The organism is Catenulispora pinisilvae (assembly GCF_015356865.1).
Classification (GTDB): domain Bacteria; phylum Actinomycetota; class Actinomycetes; order Streptomycetales; family Catenulisporaceae; genus Catenulispora; species Catenulispora pinisilvae.
This window is the reverse complement of the sequence record NZ_JAAFZA010000048.1, coordinates 21,692-38,283: the sequence shown is the minus strand read 5'-3', so window position 1 is coordinate 38,283 and position 16,592 is coordinate 21,692. Positions and strand designations below refer to the sequence as shown.

Annotated in this window: 14 protein-coding genes; 6 read left to right on the top strand and 8 right to left on the bottom strand. The window is 69.4% G+C overall.

All coding sequences use genetic code 11. The features are described from left to right. Positions 1 to 199: 199 nt before the first annotated feature. From IZR01_RS15825 to IZR01_RS15805, 5 genes are all read left to right on the top strand, one after another. Positions 200 to 1,183 (top strand): ABC transporter permease, encoded by a 984-nt coding sequence (locus IZR01_RS15825; RefSeq protein WP_194892757.1) that lies wholly within the window; start codon positions 200 to 202, stop codon positions 1,181 to 1,183. 52 nt (positions 1,184 to 1,235) lie between these two features. After that, complete coding sequence (locus IZR01_RS15820; protein ID WP_194892758.1) at positions 1,236 to 2,156, top strand: ABC transporter permease; 921 nt, start codon at positions 1,236 to 1,238, stop codon at positions 2,154 to 2,156. Further along, entirely contained in the window at positions 2,153 to 4,288 is a 2,136-nt protein-coding gene (locus IZR01_RS15815) for an ABC transporter ATP-binding protein (RefSeq protein ID WP_194924307.1), read from the top strand. Before IZR01_RS15820 ends, IZR01_RS15815 begins: the two co-directional genes overlap by 4 nt. A 93-nt stretch (positions 4,289 to 4,381) precedes the next feature. Continuing rightward, positions 4,382 to 6,109, top strand: a complete 1,728-nt coding sequence (locus tag IZR01_RS15810; RefSeq protein ID WP_194924306.1) for an ABC transporter family substrate-binding protein — start codon at positions 4,382 to 4,384, stop codon at positions 6,107 to 6,109. Between the two features lie 206 nt (positions 6,110 to 6,315). After that, on the top strand, positions 6,316 to 6,927 hold the full coding sequence (locus IZR01_RS15805) for a hypothetical protein (protein WP_228559583.1): 612 nt from the start codon (positions 6,316 to 6,318) through the stop codon (positions 6,925 to 6,927). Positions 6,928 to 6,945: 18 nt separating this feature from the next. On the opposite strand, the gene IZR01_RS15800 is transcribed toward IZR01_RS15805, so the two are convergent. From IZR01_RS15800 to IZR01_RS15765, 8 genes are all read right to left on the bottom strand, one after another. Further along, positions 6,946 to 7,461 carry a GrpB family protein gene (locus IZR01_RS15800; RefSeq protein ID WP_194924305.1) on the bottom strand — a complete coding sequence of 172 codons (516 nt, stop codon included), beginning with the start codon at positions 7,459 to 7,461 and terminating at the stop codon, positions 6,946 to 6,948. 38 nt (positions 7,462 to 7,499) lie between these two features. After that, a complete protein-coding gene (locus tag IZR01_RS15795) occupies positions 7,500 to 7,901 on the bottom strand; it encodes a hypothetical protein (protein ID WP_194892762.1) in 402 nt (133 codons plus the stop codon). Positions 7,902 to 7,950: 49 nt separating this feature from the next. Further along, on the bottom strand, positions 7,951 to 9,753 hold the full coding sequence (locus tag IZR01_RS15790) for a choice-of-anchor P family protein (protein WP_194924304.1): 1,803 nt from the start codon (positions 9,751 to 9,753) through the stop codon (positions 7,951 to 7,953). Then, positions 9,750 to 10,460, bottom strand: coding sequence for an ABC transporter ATP-binding protein (locus IZR01_RS15785; protein WP_194892764.1), 711 nt, complete (start codon positions 10,458 to 10,460; stop codon positions 9,750 to 9,752). The genes IZR01_RS15790 and IZR01_RS15785 overlap by 4 nt, the downstream gene beginning before the upstream one ends. After that, positions 10,460 to 11,380 (bottom strand): ABC transporter ATP-binding protein, encoded by a 921-nt coding sequence (locus IZR01_RS15780; protein ID WP_323747016.1) that lies wholly within the window; start codon positions 11,378 to 11,380, stop codon positions 10,460 to 10,462. The genes IZR01_RS15785 and IZR01_RS15780 overlap by 1 nt, the downstream gene beginning before the upstream one ends. Continuing rightward, on the bottom strand, positions 11,377 to 13,326 hold the full coding sequence (locus IZR01_RS15775) for a branched-chain amino acid ABC transporter permease (RefSeq protein WP_194924303.1): 1,950 nt from the start codon (positions 13,324 to 13,326) through the stop codon (positions 11,377 to 11,379). Before IZR01_RS15775 ends, IZR01_RS15780 begins: the two co-directional genes overlap by 4 nt. Before the next feature lie 16 nt (positions 13,327 to 13,342). Continuing rightward, positions 13,343 to 15,010 (bottom strand): ABC transporter substrate-binding protein, encoded by a 1,668-nt coding sequence (locus tag IZR01_RS15770; RefSeq protein ID WP_194924302.1) that lies wholly within the window; start codon positions 15,008 to 15,010, stop codon positions 13,343 to 13,345. Positions 15,011 to 15,179: 169 nt separating this feature from the next. Next, positions 15,180 to 15,713, bottom strand: coding sequence for an RNA polymerase sigma factor (locus IZR01_RS15765; protein ID WP_194892783.1), 534 nt, complete (start codon positions 15,711 to 15,713; stop codon positions 15,180 to 15,182). A 555-nt stretch (positions 15,714 to 16,268) separates the two neighbouring features. On the opposite strand from IZR01_RS15765, the gene IZR01_RS15760 reads away from it, so the two are divergent. Next, positions 16,269 to 16,586, top strand: a complete 318-nt coding sequence (locus IZR01_RS15760) for a helix-turn-helix domain-containing protein (RefSeq protein ID WP_194892767.1) — start codon at positions 16,269 to 16,271, stop codon at positions 16,584 to 16,586. The last annotated feature ends 6 nt before the right edge of the window (positions 16,587 to 16,592 follow it).

Below are 16,592 nucleotides of genomic sequence, written 5' to 3'. Positions count from 1 at the left end.
TGCGTGTACTGCCCGTTATAGGTCATTCACCGTATGTATCAGGGTTTATAACTAGAGATCACTTCGTGTCCTTTTCGTGATCGATTTCCCGGAGAACATCCGAGAACCTGTTAACCAACGGGCTCGACACGATCTGTACCACCCCCAAGATCTTCGCCCGCTTCAACGGTTGTGGGCTTAGAGCACGGAGGGTCGAGGCATGGGTGCCTTCATAGTTCGCAGGCTTCTGAACTATGTGGTCTTGGTGTTCGTCGCCACGTCCCTGGCTTACCTGGGGGCGGCCACGGCCTTCCACCCCAAGGACATGTACCTGCAGAAGAACCCGCCGACCCCGGCCGTGGTCATGTACCACGAGCTCAACGAGCGCAACGACAACCCGGACAAGCCGGTGTTGGAGCGGTACGCGCACTGGGTGGACGGCGTCGCGCACGGCGACTTCGGCCAGACCTGGCAGCTGGACTCGGTCAGCAAGCACTTCTCGATCAGCGTGTGGGTCACCGTGCGGCTGGTCACCGTTGCCGCCGTGATCTCGGCGGTGGCGGGCATCCTGATCGGCTCGTTCCAAGCCGTCAGACAGTACAAGTTCAGCGATCACGCGATCACGTTCGGCTCCTACATCATCTTCGCGATGCCGGTCTTCGTGCTGGCCCCGCTGCTGAAGCTGGTCGCGGTCCAGGTGAACAAGGCGGTCGGCGGCAACACCCCGCTGTTGCAGTACCAGGGCGAGATCGACCCGGACGCCACCGGCTTCTGGGGCCAGCTGTTCAGCCGCGCCGACCACCTGCTGCTGCCGACCATCTCGCTGTCGCTGGGCCTGATCGCCTTCTACAGCCGCTACCAGCGCGGGCAGATGCTGGACGTGCTGGGCTCGGACTTCCTGCGCACGGCGCGGGCCAAGGGCCTGAGCAAGACCCGGGCGATCCTGAAACACGGCGTGCGCACCGCGGTCATCCCGGTCATGACGCTGGTGACCTACTCCACGATCCTGACCTTCGCCGGCGCGATCATCACCGAGCGGGTCTTCGGCTGGAACGGCCTGGGCTCCTGGTTCACCGACGCGACCAACCACTCCGACGTGAACTCGGTGGCGGTGATCACCCTGTTCTCCGCGGTGCTGGTGCTGATCGCCGGGATGCTCTCGGACATCATCACCGCCGTGCTCGACCCGAGGGTCCGGCTGTGACGGCGCGCCGCGTCCCCGCCAGTTCCCGCACCAGCCACCGAAGGGCCCTGTGATGACCGCCCCGACCGCCGCGGACACCGAGTCCGTCCAGCCGCTCGCCGCCGTTCCGGCCCGCTCCGGCCGCGCCGGTCTGGTCTGGCGCCGGTTCCGCCGCAACAAGTTCGCGATGGTGGGCCTGGTCGGCCTGGTGCTGCTGTTCCTGTTCGCGTTCCTGGGCCCGCTGCTCACGCACTGGTCGCCGACCGACATCGACCTGGTCAACACCCAGTCCGGGCCGACCGGCGACCACTTGTTCGGCACCGACGACGTCGGCCACGACATGTTCGCCCAGACCGTGAACGGCATGCAGAAGTCGCTGATCATCGGGCTGCTGGTGGCCCTGCTGTCCACCGGGTCCGCGGGCCTGCTGGGCACCGCGGCCGCCTACTTCGGCGGCTGGTGGGAGAAGGTCATCGTCTGGCTGACCGACCTGTTCCTGGTCGTGCCCTCGCTGCTGATGCTGATCATCTTGTCCCCGTACTTCCAGGGCACCAGCTGGCTGGTGCTGGTGCCGATGATCGCGCTGTTCAGCTGGATGATCACCTCGCGGGTGGTGCGCGGCATGACGCTGACCATCCGGGAGCGCGAGTTCGTCCGGGCCGCCCGGTACATGGGCGTGCCGGCCTGGACCATCATCGCCCGGCACATCATCCCCAACATCTCCTCGATCCTGATCGTCGACTTCACGCTGAACGTGGGCGCGGCGATCGTCACCGAATCGTTCCTGTCCTTCCTGGGCTTCGGCATCCGCACCCCGAACGTCTCGCTGGGCACCGTGATCAACGACGGGGCGCAGTTCGCCTCCACCGACCAGTGGTACCTGTTCGTGTTCCCGGCCTCGGTCCTGGTGCTGATCATCCTGTGCGTCAACTTCATCGGGGACGGCCTGCGCGACGCCCTCGACCCCAACTCGACGGGAGCCTCGGCCCGATGAGCCAGAACCTGCTGCTGACCGACGCCGCCGGGCGCCCGAAGAACCCGGCGCCCACCGGCACCCCGCTGCTGTCCGTGCAGGACCTGCACGTCACCTTCAGCTCCGAGGCCGGGGACGTGCGCGCGGTGCGCGGCGTCAGCTACGACCTGCACCCCGGCGAAGTGCTGGGCATCGTGGGCGAGTCCGGCTCGGGCAAGTCGGTGTCCGCGATGGCGATCCTGGGCCTGCTGCCGGACAACGCCCGGATCACCGGCTCCATCAAGCTGGAGGGCCGGGAGCTGCTGGGGCTGGGCGACAAGCAGATGTCGAAGATCCGCGGCAAGGACATCGCGATGGTCTTCCAGGACCCGCTGTCCGCGCTGACCCCGGTGTTCACCGTCGGCGACCAGATCGTCGAGGCGCTGAGCGTGCACCAGAAGCTGTCCCGGGACGCCGCGCGCAAGCGGGCGCTGGAACTGCTCGACGTGGTCGGCATCCCGGACCCCGAGCGCCGCTTCAAGAACTTCCCGCACGAGTTCTCCGGCGGTATGCGCCAGCGCGTGATGATCGCCATGGCGATCGCCAACGACCCCAAGGTCATCCTCTGCGACGAGCCGACCACCGCGCTGGACGTGACCATCCAGGCCCAGATCCTGGAGGCGCTGAAGAACGCGCAGGAGCTCACGGGCGCGGCGATCCTGATGATCACCCACGACCTCGGCGTGGTCGCCGGCTTCGCCGACAAGGTCTCGGTGATGTACGCCGGCCGCCCGGTCGAGCAGGGCGCCGTCGACGAGATCTACTACCGGCCGCGCATGCCCTACACCATCGGCCTGCTGGGCTCGATCCCGCGGCTGGACGTCTCCGGCGAGCACGGCCGGCGCCCGCTGACCCCGATCGAGGGCAACCCGCCGTCGATGGTGGACCTGCCGGACGCCTGCCCGTTCGCCGACCGCTGCCCGATCGTCACCGACATCTGCCGGGACGCCGAGCCCGAACTGCTGCCGGCCGGCCCGGACTCGCACCCCTCGGCCTGCCACCGCCGTGCGGACCTGGAGAGCGGGACGATCCCGATCGACCAGGTGTACCCGGTCCCGCAGATCCCCGAGACGCACCTGGACACCGTGCCGCGCGCGCAGCGCAGCCCGGTGCTGGAGATCAAGGGCCTGCAGAAGCACTTCCCGCTGATGCGCGGCGCGGTGTTCAAGCGGCGGGTCGGCACGGTCAAGGCCGTGGACGGCATCGACTTCGAGATCCGCGAGGGCGAGACCCTGGGCCTGGTCGGGGAGTCCGGCTGCGGCAAGACCACCACGCTGCTGGAGATCCTGGAGCTGGTGGCCCCGCAGGCCGGGTCGATCGCGGTGTTCGGCCGCCAGGCGGCGAAGCTGTCCGGCCGCGAGCGCATGGAGATGCGCAAGGACATCCAGATCGTGTTCCAGGACCCGATGGCCTCGCTGGACCCGCGGATGCCGGTCGGTGAGGCCATCGCCGAGCCGCTGCGCACCCACGGCTGGTCCCAGGACAAGGCCTACGAGCGGGTGGCCGAGCTGCTGGAGCTGGTCGGCCTGGAGCCGTACCACGCCTCGCGCTTCCCCCGGGAGTTCTCCGGCGGCCAGCGGCAGCGCATCTGCGTGGCCCGGGCCCTGGCGCTGAACCCGAAGGTCGTCATCCTGGACGAGCCGGTCTCGGCGCTGGACGTGTCGATCCAGGCCGGGGTCATCAACCTGCTCGACGAGCTGCGGGCCAAGCTGGGCCTGAGCTACCTGTTCGTGGCGCACGACCTGTCGGTGGTGCGGCACATCGCCGACCGGGTGGCCGTGATGTACCTCGGCCGGATCGTCGAGATCGGCGACGTGGCCTCGGTGTTCGAGCTGCCTTCGCACCCCTACACCCAGGCCCTGCTCTCGGCGATCCCGCTGCCGGACCCGCGCAAGGAGCGCGAGCGCTCGCGGATCCTGCTGCCCGGCGACCTGCCCTCGCCGGCCAACGTGCCCTCCGGCTGCCGGTTCCGTGACCGCTGTTTCAAGTACGCGTCGCTGAACGCCGCCGAGCAGATGAAGTGTCGTGACGAGGACCCGGTCATCGTCACGCGCCCCGGCAAGGAGGACCACGCGGCCGCGTGCCACTTCGCTGACGCCCTGGAGGTGGTCTGATCACCGTCCGGGCCTTCCGCCCCACACCACCTCCCAGCAGCTGTGCCGGCTGATCCGGCGCCGCTGGTTCCACCTGTCTCAGGAGAATCACCCATGCGTAGCATCACTAAGAAGTCGCCCGCGATCCTCGCGGTCCTGGCGACCGCCGCGCTCGCGGCGTCGGCCTGTTCCTCCAGCAAGAGCTCGTCCTCGAGCTCCTCGTCCGGCGGCGGCAAGTCGATCCCGGTCGCCACCGCCAACGACATCAACGCCAAGGACGCCTCGACCCTCAAGGGCGGCACCCTGACCCTGGCGATCGACCAGTACTCGTCGCAGTGGAACGGCATGACCAACAACGGCAACGAGCTGGACACCCAGCGGGTGCTGTCCACGATGATGCCGCAGCTGTTCCACTTCGACGCCACCGGCAAGGCCACCCCGAACCCGGACTACCTGGTCTCCGCCGACGAGAGCACGGTCAACGGCAAGCAGACCGTCAGCTACAAGCTGAACCCGAAGGCCAAGTGGTCGGACGGCACCCCGATCACCTACAAGGACTTCGTCGCCACCTGGAAGGGCGAGGAGGGTTCGGCCCAGGGCTTCGACGTGGCCAGCTCCACCGGCTACGACCAGATGGCCTCCGTCGAGCGCGGCAGCGACGACTTCAGCGTCGTGGTCACCTACAAGACCCCGTTCTCGGACTGGAAGAGCATGTTCGACCAGTTCGACGGCGCCGGTCTGTACCCGGCCTCGAAGATCTCCACGGCCGACGGCTGGAACAAGTCCTACATGAACGCGATCCCGGTCACCGCCGGTCCGTTCAAGCTCCAGGGCATGGACCCGACCAACAAGACCGTCACCGTGGTCGCCGACCCCAACTGGTGGGGCACCAAGCCGGTCCTGGACAAGATCGTGTTCCGGGCCATCGAGGACACCTCGGCCCAGGCCGACGCCTACAACAACCACGAGATCGACGCCTTCGAGGTCGGCCCGCAGTCGGCGCTGTACGCGAAGATCAAGGACACCACCGACAGCACCGTGCACTACGCCGGCGGTCCGGACTGGCGCCACATCTCGATGAACACCCAGAGCCCGGCGCTGAAGGACGACGCCGTCCGCAAGGCCATCTACCAGGCCGTGGACCGCCAGCAGATCGCGGACGTGGACCTGAAGAACCTGGGCACCTGGAAGCCCACCGTCCTGAACAACCGGTTCTTCGTCAACAACCAGACCGGTTACCAGGACAACGGCGCCGACGTCGCCTTCAACCCGACCGCCGCCAACGCCGCGCTGGACGCGGCCGGCTGGGTCAAGGGCGGCGACGGCATCCGCGCCAAGGGCGGCGTCAAGCTGAACCTGAAGTGGATCGAGCCGCAGGGTGTGAAGACCACCTCCAACGAGGCCCAGATGGTCAAGGCCGACCTGGCCAAGATCGGCATCGGCCTGGTGGAGACCCCGGTCAACAGCGATGACTTCTTCGACAAGTACATCAACACCGGCAACTTCGACATCACGGCCTTCGCCTACACCGGCAACCCGTTCCCGATCAGCAGCGGCGCGCCGCAGATCCAGTCGGTGACCGACCCGAAGAACATCCACAACAACCCGCGTCTGGACAACAACCCGGCGATCGACCAGGCCCTGACCAAGGCCCTGGAGGACACCGACCCGACCCAGGCGATCGCGGACGCCAACGCCGCGGACAAGCTGGCCACCGACCAGGCCAGCCTGATCCCGCTGTACCAGCGCCCGCAGATCTGGGCCACCAAGGCGACGCTGGCCAACTTCGGCGCCTTCGGCTTCCAGGACTACGACTGGACCAAGGTCGGCTTCAGCAGCTGACGCGCACCAGAGGAATCCCCGTGGGGCCCCGTTCTTTGAACGGGGCCCCACGGGCGTTGCGCACCGGTCCCGCCCGAGCGAACTCAGTGCCCTGAATCAAACCGGTGGAGCCCGGCACTCCACCCTGGGGTGCAAGCCCGGACTCCACCGGCGACCCACCTCCGGGTGGAAGCCGCGATACGGCCCTGGCCTGCATAGTCGTACTCATGAACACAACGGACTGGATCGTCGACATCGCCCTCCTGCTGATCGTCTTCCGTCAGCTGCGCGAGGAGCGGATCTCCAAGGCCACGTTCATCATCCCGATCGCGATGATCACCTGGGCCGCGAGCAAGTACCTGCACGGCATCCCGACCGCCGGGAACGACCTGGCGCTGGTGGCGCTGTTCACCGGTATCGGCGCCGTCTTCGGTCTGTTCGGCGGCCTGCTCACCCGGGTGCGGACCCGCGAGGGCCACGTCACCATCAAGGCCAGTGCCGGTGCCGCCGTCCTGTGGGTGATCAGCATGGGCTTCCGGCTCGGCTTCGCCGTCTGGTCCAGCCACGCCTCCGGCGCCGCCCACCTGACCAGCTTCTCCGTCGCCCACGACATCACCAGCGGCCAGGCCTGGGTCACCGCCCTGATCCTGATGGCGCTCGGCGAGGTCGTCGTCCGCCTCGGCACCATCGCCGTCCGTGCCTGGACGCTTTCCTCCCACGGCACTCGGACCCAGAGCCCGACGCTGGCCCAGAGCCGGACGCTGGCCCAGAGCCGGACGCTGGCCCAGCGGCAGGCTGAGGACCGCGAGTTCGCGATGGAGATGGCGAGCCGCGTGTGAAAGACCGGCTCAGCGAAGTCACCGCCCGATGAGGCCCGGCACCGAGGTGCCGGGCCTCGGCCGTTGTCCGGCCTCAGCCATGAGCTCTGCGACGATCGCCGCTTTCAGCTCCGAGTAGGCCGTCAGCATCCCGGTCGCCTCAGCCGCCTGTTGCTTGGCGAGCGCGTAGCGAGCCGCAGCGTCCGGATTCTTCCGCAAGTGGTCGCGGAACATGATGTTGGCCGTCCAGATCCGGCCCTGGCGCTCGACGACCGCGACGTTGGCGGGCACCCCGCTCCGGCGCCGCAAGTACTCTCTTCCGGGTCCGCCGGTCTGCCCCAGGTGCTCGAATCCGAGCTCGCGTAAGCGCTCCACGACTCGGCCGGTGTCACCGGCCGCGCAGCCGGCTTGCACATCGATGACCGGCTTGGCGGCCAATCCCGGCACCGATGTGGAGCCGATGTGCGCGACGTCGGCGGGCAGGCCGCTCAGCGCGCGCTCGACCCGCGCCACGAGCCCGCGCCCCAGATCCAGCCAGGCCGGATCGTGGGGCACGACCTCGATCGGCTCATCTATCCCATCTGTGCCCGGTTTCAGTCTCCGCTCTCCAATGTCAGGATCGCGTCGGCCAGTCGGGCGATCTCCGCGGCCAACAACTCCGTCTGCTGCCGCTGCTGGTGCGCGATCCGGGCCAGCCACGACCCGAAGAACAGGAACCCGCCGAGCGTGGTCAGTGCCAGTCCGCCGATCCCGCCCGAGACCAGGTACGACACCTGCTCGAACGTGTAGGGCGTGTGGGCCGCGCCGTACCAGCCGAGCCCGATCGCCAGCAGGCCCAGCGGCATCAGCAGGCTGCCGGCCAGCGACAGCCCTTGCTGCATCAGCCTTTCGGACTCGCTCGTCCGGGTCTTCGGGCGGGCCGTCACATTCGCCGCGGCGGTGGTGTGCGGCCGGCCGTTGACGGCGCGGCCCGCCCAGGTCTTCGCAGTGCTCATCGATCACCCTCCAGTGCGGTTCGCGCCGTCGCCGGCCGGGCCGTGGCCCTCATTCCTCGAACTCCCGCAGATCCGGCACCCCGGTGGAGTGCCCGGCCTCGCAGCCCGCACCGCCGAACAGCAGGTTGCTGTACTTCTTCAGCCCCCAGGCGGCCAAGCACGCCACCACGGCCGCCCCGAGCATCAGCTGCCCGGGCAGACCGCCGAACGCGGCCGGCGACACCTTCGCCGCGGTGTTCTGCATCGGCGGGCTCGGAGCCATGCTTCCCGTCGTCCCGCCCGCCGATCCGCCGGTCGTGCCGCCTCCGGTGGTCCCGCCGACGGTGCCGCCACCGGTCCCGCCGCCGACGCTCCCGCCGCCCACCGAGCCGCCGCCGGTGCCGCCGCTGAGGTCGGAGCCGCCGGTGGTCGAGCCGCCCGTGGACGATCCGCCGCTGGTGCCGGCGGACGAGGACGAGCTGCTGCCGCCGCTGGACGGCTGGGTGGTCGGCCCGCCGGTGGTTCCGCCGGACAGGTCGATTGCCTGGGAAGCGTCCGCCTGCGACTTGGCCGACCCGATGGTCAGCACGATCTTCGGCGCCAGCTGCGGCAGCGTCGGGATGATGGTGCTCAACGGGGCCGGCAGCTGCGCCAGGAGCTGCGGCGGGATCTGCGCGAACAGCTGGGTCAGCACCGGCGTGAGCGGCAGCATCGCCTTCAGCTTCGCGGTGTCGATCGTCACCTGGAGCCCGTGGCTGAACATCTGGCCGGCGGTGTCCTTCGACACGTCGCTGGCCGCCGGCAGCGCGATCGAGATCCCCAGCGGCGCCAGCAGCTGGTTCACCGTGTCCGGCAGCTGGGGCAGCGCGATCAGCCCGGCCGGGGTCTGGATCCCGTTCGCGGTGATCCCGAACGTCACCCCGGCCACCGACATCGAGCCGTAGTCGACGTTCCCGGTCGAGGTCCCCTTGACGCCGTCCGACGTGCTCTGCGAGGTGACCTTCAGGCCGTCGAACTCGATCAGCCCGCCGAGCAGCAACAGCTTGCCGGCGTCGGACTCCGCGGTGGCGACGGCCTTGCCGTTGGTCACCGTCGCCGAGGTCTGCGACCGCTCGCCCTGGATGTCCACCAGCGCCGACTGCCCGGTGAGGAACTGGATGAGCGTCCCCAGATCCGGCAGCTGGAGCGGCGGCAGCCCGCCGCCGAGCAGCCCGCCGAGCAGGCCGGGCGGGGCCGACGACGGCGCCGCCGACGGGGCGCTGGTCGGCGCGGACCCCGGCAGCGAGGGCCCGGTCCCCGGCAACGGCAGTCCGAAGGTCGACACCGACGTCGATCCGTTGGCGTCGGTGTGCGACTGCATGTAGGAGCCCGGGATCGGCTGCATCGTCGCGTCCGGGGTGGCGCCCGGGAACTGCACGTTCGTCAGGATCGGGTACTTCACGTTGGGGCTGTTGAACAGCTGCCCCAGGCCGAACGCGATCGCGTCCCCGGGCCACAGCCAGCTGGCCGTGGCGGCCCCGGTCGGCCCGGATCCGTAGCTCGCCCGGGTGTAGGAGAGGTCGAATTCGAGGTTCGGCTGCCCGGGCTGGGCCGGGATCGGGATCTTCGGATCGTAGATCTCCATGGTGATCGGCGCGGCCGAGGCCGATATCGTCCAGCCGCCCAGTCCCGGCGCCGCGCCGCCGTCCGCCGGGCTGGGCGCCGGTGTCGTCGGGGACGGTGCCGTGCTCGCCCACACCCCCGGCGTGGCCAGCACCCCGATCGTCATCGCCGCGACGGCCGCCCCGCCGCGCCGGGCCGCTCGCCGTCGCCCCTCGCGCCGCCGCCGGTCCCGTCCGGGATCCCCTGTGCTCTTCGGACTCCCTGCACTCATGCCGCCGCACCTCCCAAATACAGCGCGGCCAGATCGCGCCGGATGACCTCCGGCTCGTCGAAGGCCACGATCCTGCCGTGCGTCATCACGGCCGCGAAGTCCGCGACCCGCAACGCCATGTCAGCGAACTGCTCCACCGCGACCACGGTCACGCCCTGGTCCGCGATCTGTCCGAGCACGTCGTACAACTGCCGCACGATCAGCGGCGCCAGGCCCATCGACAGCTCGTCGACCAGCAGCACCGCCGGGTTGGTGACCAGGGCCCGGGCCATGGCGAGCATCTGCTGCTCGCCGCCGGACATCGAGCCGGCCAACTGGTCGTAGCGCTCGGCCAGGCGGGGGAACCGGGTGAACGCCGTCTCGTAGATCTGCGCCGCCGACGCCTGCCCGACCAGCCCCGACAGCCGCAGGTTCTCCGCGACGGTGAGGTTCGGGAAGATGCCGCGGCCTTCGGGGATCGTGCACAGCCCGGCCCGGGCCAGCGCGTCCGGCGCGGCCCCGTTCACGTGCGACCCGCCGAGGTGGACGTGTCCGGACGTGGCCCGCAGCCGGCCCGAGCACACCTTCATCAGGGTCGTCTTCCCGGCGCCGTTCGGGCCGAGCAGGGCCACGACCGCGCCGCGCGGCACCGCCAGATCGACGCCGTGCAGCACTTCGATCCGGCCGTAGGCCGCGTGCACGCCTTCCAGTTCGAGGATCGGGGCCATCAGAACCAGCCTCCTGACGCCGGTTCGCCGCTTTGCGGACCGGGGCCTTTCGGCAGCGGCGGTATCGGCGATGCCGGCGGTGTCGGCTGCGTTGGCCGTGTCGGCCTTGTCGGCGGCACGGCCGCGGTGTCGTCGTCGGGATCGGCGGCCGACAGGACGAGCGTGTGACCGTCGTCGTCCTCGGGCCCTTCGTCGTCCTCCGGCTCGTCCTCTTCGCCGAGATACGCCTTGCGCACCAACGGATCCGCCTGCACCTCGGCCGGCGTTCCGGAGGCGATCAGCCGGCCCCGGTCCAGCACGTGGATGACGTCCGAGACCCGCATGATGAGCCCCATGTCGTGCTCCACGATCAGCACGGCCCGGCCCTGCGAGGCCAGATCCCGCAACAGCTCGCCGAAGGATTCGGTCTCCGCCTCCGACAGTCCCGAGGACGGTTCGTCCAGCAGCAGCAGCTCCGGATCGATCGCCAGCGCCCGGGCCAGTTCCACGAGTCGCGCGACGCCGGTCGGCACCGCGTCGGCGCGGGCGTCGGCATAGCGCTCCAGCCCGATCCGCTTGATCAGCCCGCGGGTCACCTGCGCCGGCTTGGCGTTCTTCGCCCGCACCGCGTCGGCGGCGACCCGGATGTTCTCCTCGACGGTCAGCGAGCCGAACGCCTCCAGCCGCTGGAAGGTCCGCGCGATCCCGTGCCGGGCCCGGCGGTGCGTGGGGGTGTGGGTGATGTCCTTCCCGTCCAGGAAGACCCGGCCGCCGGTAGGTTTCTGTAGGCCGGTGACCACGTTGAACAGCGTGGTCTTCCCGGCCCCGTTCGGTCCGATCAGCGCGGTCACCTGTCCGCCCTCGGCCGAGATCGTGGCCTGGTCCACGGCCGTGACGCCGCCGAAGCGGACCGTCACCTCCTTCACGTCCAACCGGGTCACGCCTCGACCTCCGCGTTCTCCCCGACCGACACCGATCCGTCGATCGCAGAACTCTTATCCGCCACGGACCGGGTGGCTATGCCGCGGGCGATCCCCGCCGATCCGAGCCCGAGCCGCGCGCCCAACGGGTTGTCCCGCAAGGAGAACAGCCATCCGGTGATCCCGTTCGGCTGCTTCCCGAGGCCGACCGCGGCGACCGCCAGGATCAGGAACAAGTAGGCCTGGGTGCTCGGATAGCTGTTCAGAGCCATCAGCAGTATTCCGCCGAGCAGCGCGCCGCTCACCGACGTCACGCCGGCGCAGACCACGATCAGCAACAGCGGCAGGCTGTTGAAGAACTGGAAGTTGGTGCTGCCGACCTGGTTCTGTAGTCCGGCGTAGAGCCCGCCGCCGAGTCCGGCGACGGCGGCCGACCCCGCGAACACCGCGACCCGGGCCAGCCGCGGGTTCAGCCCCAGCGTGGCGCAGGCCGCCGGCGAGTCCCGCAGCGCGATCAGGACCCTGCCATAGCGGCCCTTCCGCAGCAGGATCACTCCGGCCCCGAGGACGCAGAACACCGCCGCGGCCAAGATGGCGTAGGCCTTGTCCGACGTGAAGCGGTAGCCGAACATGTCCAGGCGTTTGGTGGTCAGCGAGCCGCCGAAGCCGCCGAGCGAGGGGTTCTGGAACACCATCGTGTCCATGATCTGCGCGAAGGCGATCGTGGACAGCGCCAGATACAAGCCCTGCAAACGTAATGACGGCAAGGCCACGAGGATCCCGGCCACTGCCGCGAGTAACGCTCCGGCCAGTACCGCGGTGGGTGCCGAGGAGTGCATCTTCGCTACGGTCAGCGCGCCGACCCCGAAGAAGCTGAACTGCGCCAGCGAGACGTAGCCGCTGAACCCGGTCAGCGGCACCAGGGACAGCGCGAGGATCGCGAAGCACAGCCCCAGCGCCATCCGGTTTACGTTCACTTCGCTGAACACCGAGTTGCCGAGGACGACCGCGAGCAGCAGCAGCGCCGAGGCCAGTCCGACCCGCCGCATCTCCGGTGTGCGCACTCCCGCCACCCCGGCCAGCCGGCCGACGCGGAGTCGCGCCTGCGGCATCAACAACAGCATCAACAGCAGGAAGATGGCCGGGATCGCCTCGCGGAAGCCGGTCCAGCCGGGGCCGGTCCACAGGTATCCGGACGCGTACGCGTTCAGCAGCCCCAACACCAGCGCGCCGATGAAGGTCCGGGGCAGGCTGGTCAGCCGGCCGGCCATCGCCGCGGCGTAGGAGTTCACGACCAGGAGCGTCAGGGATATGTAGTTCAGCTCGCTGGGTTGCGAGGACACCAGCAGGATCCCGGCCAGCGCGGCCAGTGCCGAGCCCATGGCCCAGGCGATCGAGGACATCAGGTGCGGCCGGCCGCCGTGCAGCGCCAGCAGTTCCTTGTCGTCCACCGCCGCGCGCATCGCGACGCCGAGCCGGGTGAATTTCAGGAACGCCCAAAGCACGGCCCCGACGACCACTGCCAGGGCGACGGTCAGCAGATCGTTCCCGGTGATCCGGACCATCCCGACGGTCAGGCCGTGCCCGGCGAAGAACTGCTGTACCTGGTGCACGCCCGGCGGCCAGATCTTCTCCGCGGCGCCGATCAGCCCGACCAGGACCGCGCAGGTCACCACGAGGGTGACGCCGACTCCGGAGTCCGCGACCCGGCGGATGACCCAGCGTTCCAGCAGCGCGCCGAACAGCGGCGCCACCCCGAACACCACGATCAGGACCGAGAGCCAGTTGGAAAGGCCCTGGTTGTAGGCCAGTTCCCAGTAGACGAACGCCATGACCATCGCGGTCGCGCCGTGCGCGACGTTGAAGATCCGGGTGGTCGCGTAGGTCAGGACCAGCCCGGACGCGGCGATCGCGTACGAGGCGCCGATGACCAGGCCCAGGACGGTGTACGTGAGGAAGACGTTCATCTCACGCAGCCCGCTCTCAGCTGACGCCGGAGTTGATGAGGTTCCCGCATGTCCAGCCGGAGCCGGGGGAGACCCGTTTCCAGCCCGATCCGGTGTACTGCATGAACAGTGCGCACGGTGAGGTGGTCTTGCCGCCGACGTCCTGTGGTGCGAACAGCCCGTTGCCGGTGTAGTTGTGCACCTTGGACAGCGCCTGCACCATCGCCGGCCGGGTCAGGTTCGGCCCGATCTGGTTGGCCAGCCGGGTGAACAGCTCGGCCGAGGACCAGGCGAACATCCCGAAGTAGGTCGGCGTGGCGCCCGGGGCCACCTGGTGCAGCCACTTGGTGTAGAGCTGGAGCTCAGGGTTCGAACCGGCTTCCTCGAACATCGCGGCGTTGCTGAAGACGAAGGCGTTGTTCGCCGCCGAGCCGGCCTGCTGCACGAAGTTCGGGTCGTAGCCGGTCGGGTCCAGGACGAAGACCTTCGGCGTGAACCCCTGCTGCTGCATGGCCTGGGCGAGCGTCGCGGCCTCCTGATACGCGCCGAGGAACTGCACGTACTGGACGCCGGCCTGCTGCATCTTCACGACGTAGGGCGTGTAGTTCGACTCCGAGACGCCGATCGGCTGGTCCAACAGCCAGTTGAAGCCGTCCTTGGCGTACGCCTGCTCCCAGGACTTGGCCTGCTGCGCGGTGGTGCCGGTGTCGACGTACAGGAACGCGGCCTTGGCGCCCGCGCCCGGGAACTGCTTGTTCCAGAAGTCCGGTTGCACCTGGGGGACCAACGGCAATTGTTGCGAGTCTGTTCCAAAGCAGACCGCGCAGGTCTGCCGGGCCCGGGTGGTGCTGACCGCTTGCAGGTCCGGGATGCCGCACTGGGCGTCGGACGCCGCGCCGCCGGAGTCGAAGGCCGAGACCGAGCCGACCAGCGCGAAGTCGGACTGGCAGGCGGTCAGGGTCTGCTGGTTGTCGCCGGCGTCCGAGGTCTGCGAATCGTAGGAGTGCACGGTGAGCTTGCGGCCGCAGATGCCGTTCGGGTGGGTGGCGTTGAAGTAGGCCGCGTATGCCTGGACGGCCTGCGGGGCGGAGCTGAACAGGCCGCCGATCGGTCCGGACAGGTCGCTGGCGTTGCCCAGGCTGATGCTGTTCGCGGTCACGCCGGTGGCCGTCGAGCCGGTCGCGGTGCCGACGCAGTTGTCGGCACCCGGGGCGCCGCTGCCCCCGCCGGTACCGCCCCCGGTTCCGCCGCCACTGGTACCACCGCCGCTGGTGCCGCCACCGGATGTCTTGCCCCCGGTGGTGCCACCAGAGCCCTTGCCTCCGGTGGTTCCGCCGGAACCCTTGCCCCCGGTGGTGCCGCCGGTGGAGGTGCCGCCGACCGCGCCGCCGCTGGTCCCACCGACCGCACCCCCGGTGGTGCCGCCGGAGCCGCCCCCGGTGGTGCCTGTGCTTCCGGTGCCGCCGGTCGTCCCGCCGGTGCCGTTTCCGGAGCTCTGGGAGCCGTCAGCACTCTGCGAGCCGTTGCCGTTCGCGCCTTGGCCGTACGCGATGGCGGCGGCCTTCTGGTCGGCGGACAGCCGGGCGCCGCAGGCACCCAGGGACAGCGAGAGGGCCGCGATGGCGATCGCGGTGGTCGCGGTGGCTATTCGGTGGTGACGGCGGTTGTGGCGGTTACGGGATCGCGGTGAGCGCGCGGAGGTCATCGAGTGCTACCACCTGACGGGTCGTCAGAAACTTCGGGTGTAGCAAGGCAGCGTGCTCTAATTCAACACAGAACTCAATAGAGTTTCGAGAGTCTCACGGCAGAATTTGGCAAACCGTGATACTGATTCACCCCGTCGGGTGATGGGTGACCGGGTATGTCGGGGGGTGTCAGCCCTTGAGCAGTTTGCCGAGAGCTTCCAGCCCGCGGCTCGCCGTCGACTTCACGGTGCCCCGGCTGATGCCCAGCGCGTCGGCGATGTCCGCCTCGGACAGATCGGACCAGTAGCGCAGCACCAGCACCTCGCGCTGGCGCGGCGGCAGCTTCTGGATGGCCTCCAGCACCTCGCGGTGCTCCTCGGAGAGCAGGGCCACGGACTCGGCGCTGGCGGCGTCCGGGATGTGCGGCGGGGTGTAGCCGCGGGCGGTCTTGCGGCGGCGCAGTACCGAGCGCGCGTTGTTCACCACGGCGGTGCGCAGGTAGCCGACCGGGTTCTCCATGCCGGTGAGGTCGTCACCGTAGCGGCGCCACAGGCCGGTGAAGGAGTCCTGCACCACGTCCTCGGCCGAAGCCTGGTCGTCCACCAGCAGGATGGCCAGCCGCACCAGCGACAGGCGGTGCGCGTAGTACAGGTCGGCCAGCGACGGACCCGCGCCGGGCTGCAACGCCCGGTGGCCGCGCGGCGCGGTGCTCCCGCCGATCATCGCCAGCGGATGGTTCCCGCTCGCGGACAGATCGCCCTCGGCGTCCTCGGTCGGCGTGTTCAGCGCCTCCCGCAGCGCCGCCACGACGGCGGCGACCCCGAGCCCGACCTGGCGCGCGCGGGCACCCGCGACGGCCGCACGATGCCGCCGCGGCCACCATATGGTGCGCGCCGGCCAGGCGACAGCGCCCGCCACACTCATCCGTCAGCTCCTGAAATCGATGTCCCCCCGCCGGCCGCGTGATGGCCGGCGACCGACAACCCGAGTCCCCATGCTATCGCCCGACCGGCCTTCGGCGGCAGGGCGTCTTGAGGGGTTGGCTGCGGCTCCTCCGCAATATACGGGCCGGTGGGGAGCGCCGTCGATGTGACCGGTCAGCGCGGGGCGGTGCTGGGGGTTTTCGCGACTACAGCGGGTTAGTTGTAAGGGGTGCTGTGGCGCTGATCGTTTACGCCGGGAGGGAGCGTGGGTTTAGTGAATGCTATACTCCGAGACGCCGATCACACGGGTCGTCGAGGCGTTAGACGCACTCGACACGCTTGCAGAGGACTGACGATGACCGGTTATGTGAAGTGGAGCGATATTCGCGCCGAGTTCATCGAGCGTGCCGGCGGCGAGGAGGTCGCCGCCGAGCGCCGGGCCAAGCTCCGCGCCGAGATGATGGGATACCGGTTGGCGGAGCTCCGGAAGGCCCGTGGCCTGACCCAGCAGCAGGTGGCTGACAGCATGGGTGTCACCAAAGGCCGCATCTCGCAGATAGAGCAAGGCAATGTCTCCGGCCAGGAAGTGCTTGCCCGCTATGCGAGGGCCCTGGGCGGCCAGCTGCACCAGGCCATCTACTTCGACGACGGCGACATCGCCGCCATCGCCTGATGCCTC

Bases quoted from the DNA above. Each gene is read 5' to 3' on its own strand.
- IZR01_RS15825 (WP_194892757.1), top strand. From the start codon at position 200: ATGGGTGCCTTCATAGTTCGCAGGCTTCTGAACTATGTGGTCTTGGTG.
- IZR01_RS15820 (WP_194892758.1), top strand. From the start codon at position 1,236: ATGACCGCCCCGACCGCCGCGGACACCGAGTCCGTCCAGCCGCTCGCC.
- IZR01_RS15815 (WP_194924307.1), top strand. From the start codon at position 2,153: ATGAGCCAGAACCTGCTGCTGACCGACGCCGCCGGGCGCCCGAAGAAC.
- IZR01_RS15810 (WP_194924306.1), top strand. From the start codon at position 4,382: ATGCGTAGCATCACTAAGAAGTCGCCCGCGATCCTCGCGGTCCTGGCG.
- IZR01_RS15805 (WP_228559583.1), top strand. From the start codon at position 6,316: ATGAACACAACGGACTGGATCGTCGACATCGCCCTCCTGCTGATCGTC.
- IZR01_RS15795 (WP_194892762.1), bottom strand. From the start codon at position 7,901: ATGAGCACTGCGAAGACCTGGGCGGGCCGCGCCGTCAACGGCCGGCCG.
- IZR01_RS15790 (WP_194924304.1), bottom strand. From the start codon at position 9,753: ATGAGTGCAGGGAGTCCGAAGAGCACAGGGGATCCCGGACGGGACCGG.
- IZR01_RS15785 (WP_194892764.1), bottom strand. From the start codon at position 10,460: ATGGCCCCGATCCTCGAACTGGAAGGCGTGCACGCGGCCTACGGCCGG.
- IZR01_RS15775 (WP_194924303.1), bottom strand. From the start codon at position 13,326: ATGAACGTCTTCCTCACGTACACCGTCCTGGGCCTGGTCATCGGCGCC.
- IZR01_RS15770 (WP_194924302.1), bottom strand. From the start codon at position 15,010: ATGACCTCCGCGCGCTCACCGCGATCCCGTAACCGCCACAACCGCCGT.
- IZR01_RS15765 (WP_194892783.1), bottom strand. From the start codon at position 15,713: ATGATCGGCGGGAGCACCGCGCCGCGCGGCCACCGGGCGTTGCAGCCC.
- IZR01_RS15760 (WP_194892767.1), top strand. From the start codon at position 16,269: ATGACCGGTTATGTGAAGTGGAGCGATATTCGCGCCGAGTTCATCGAG.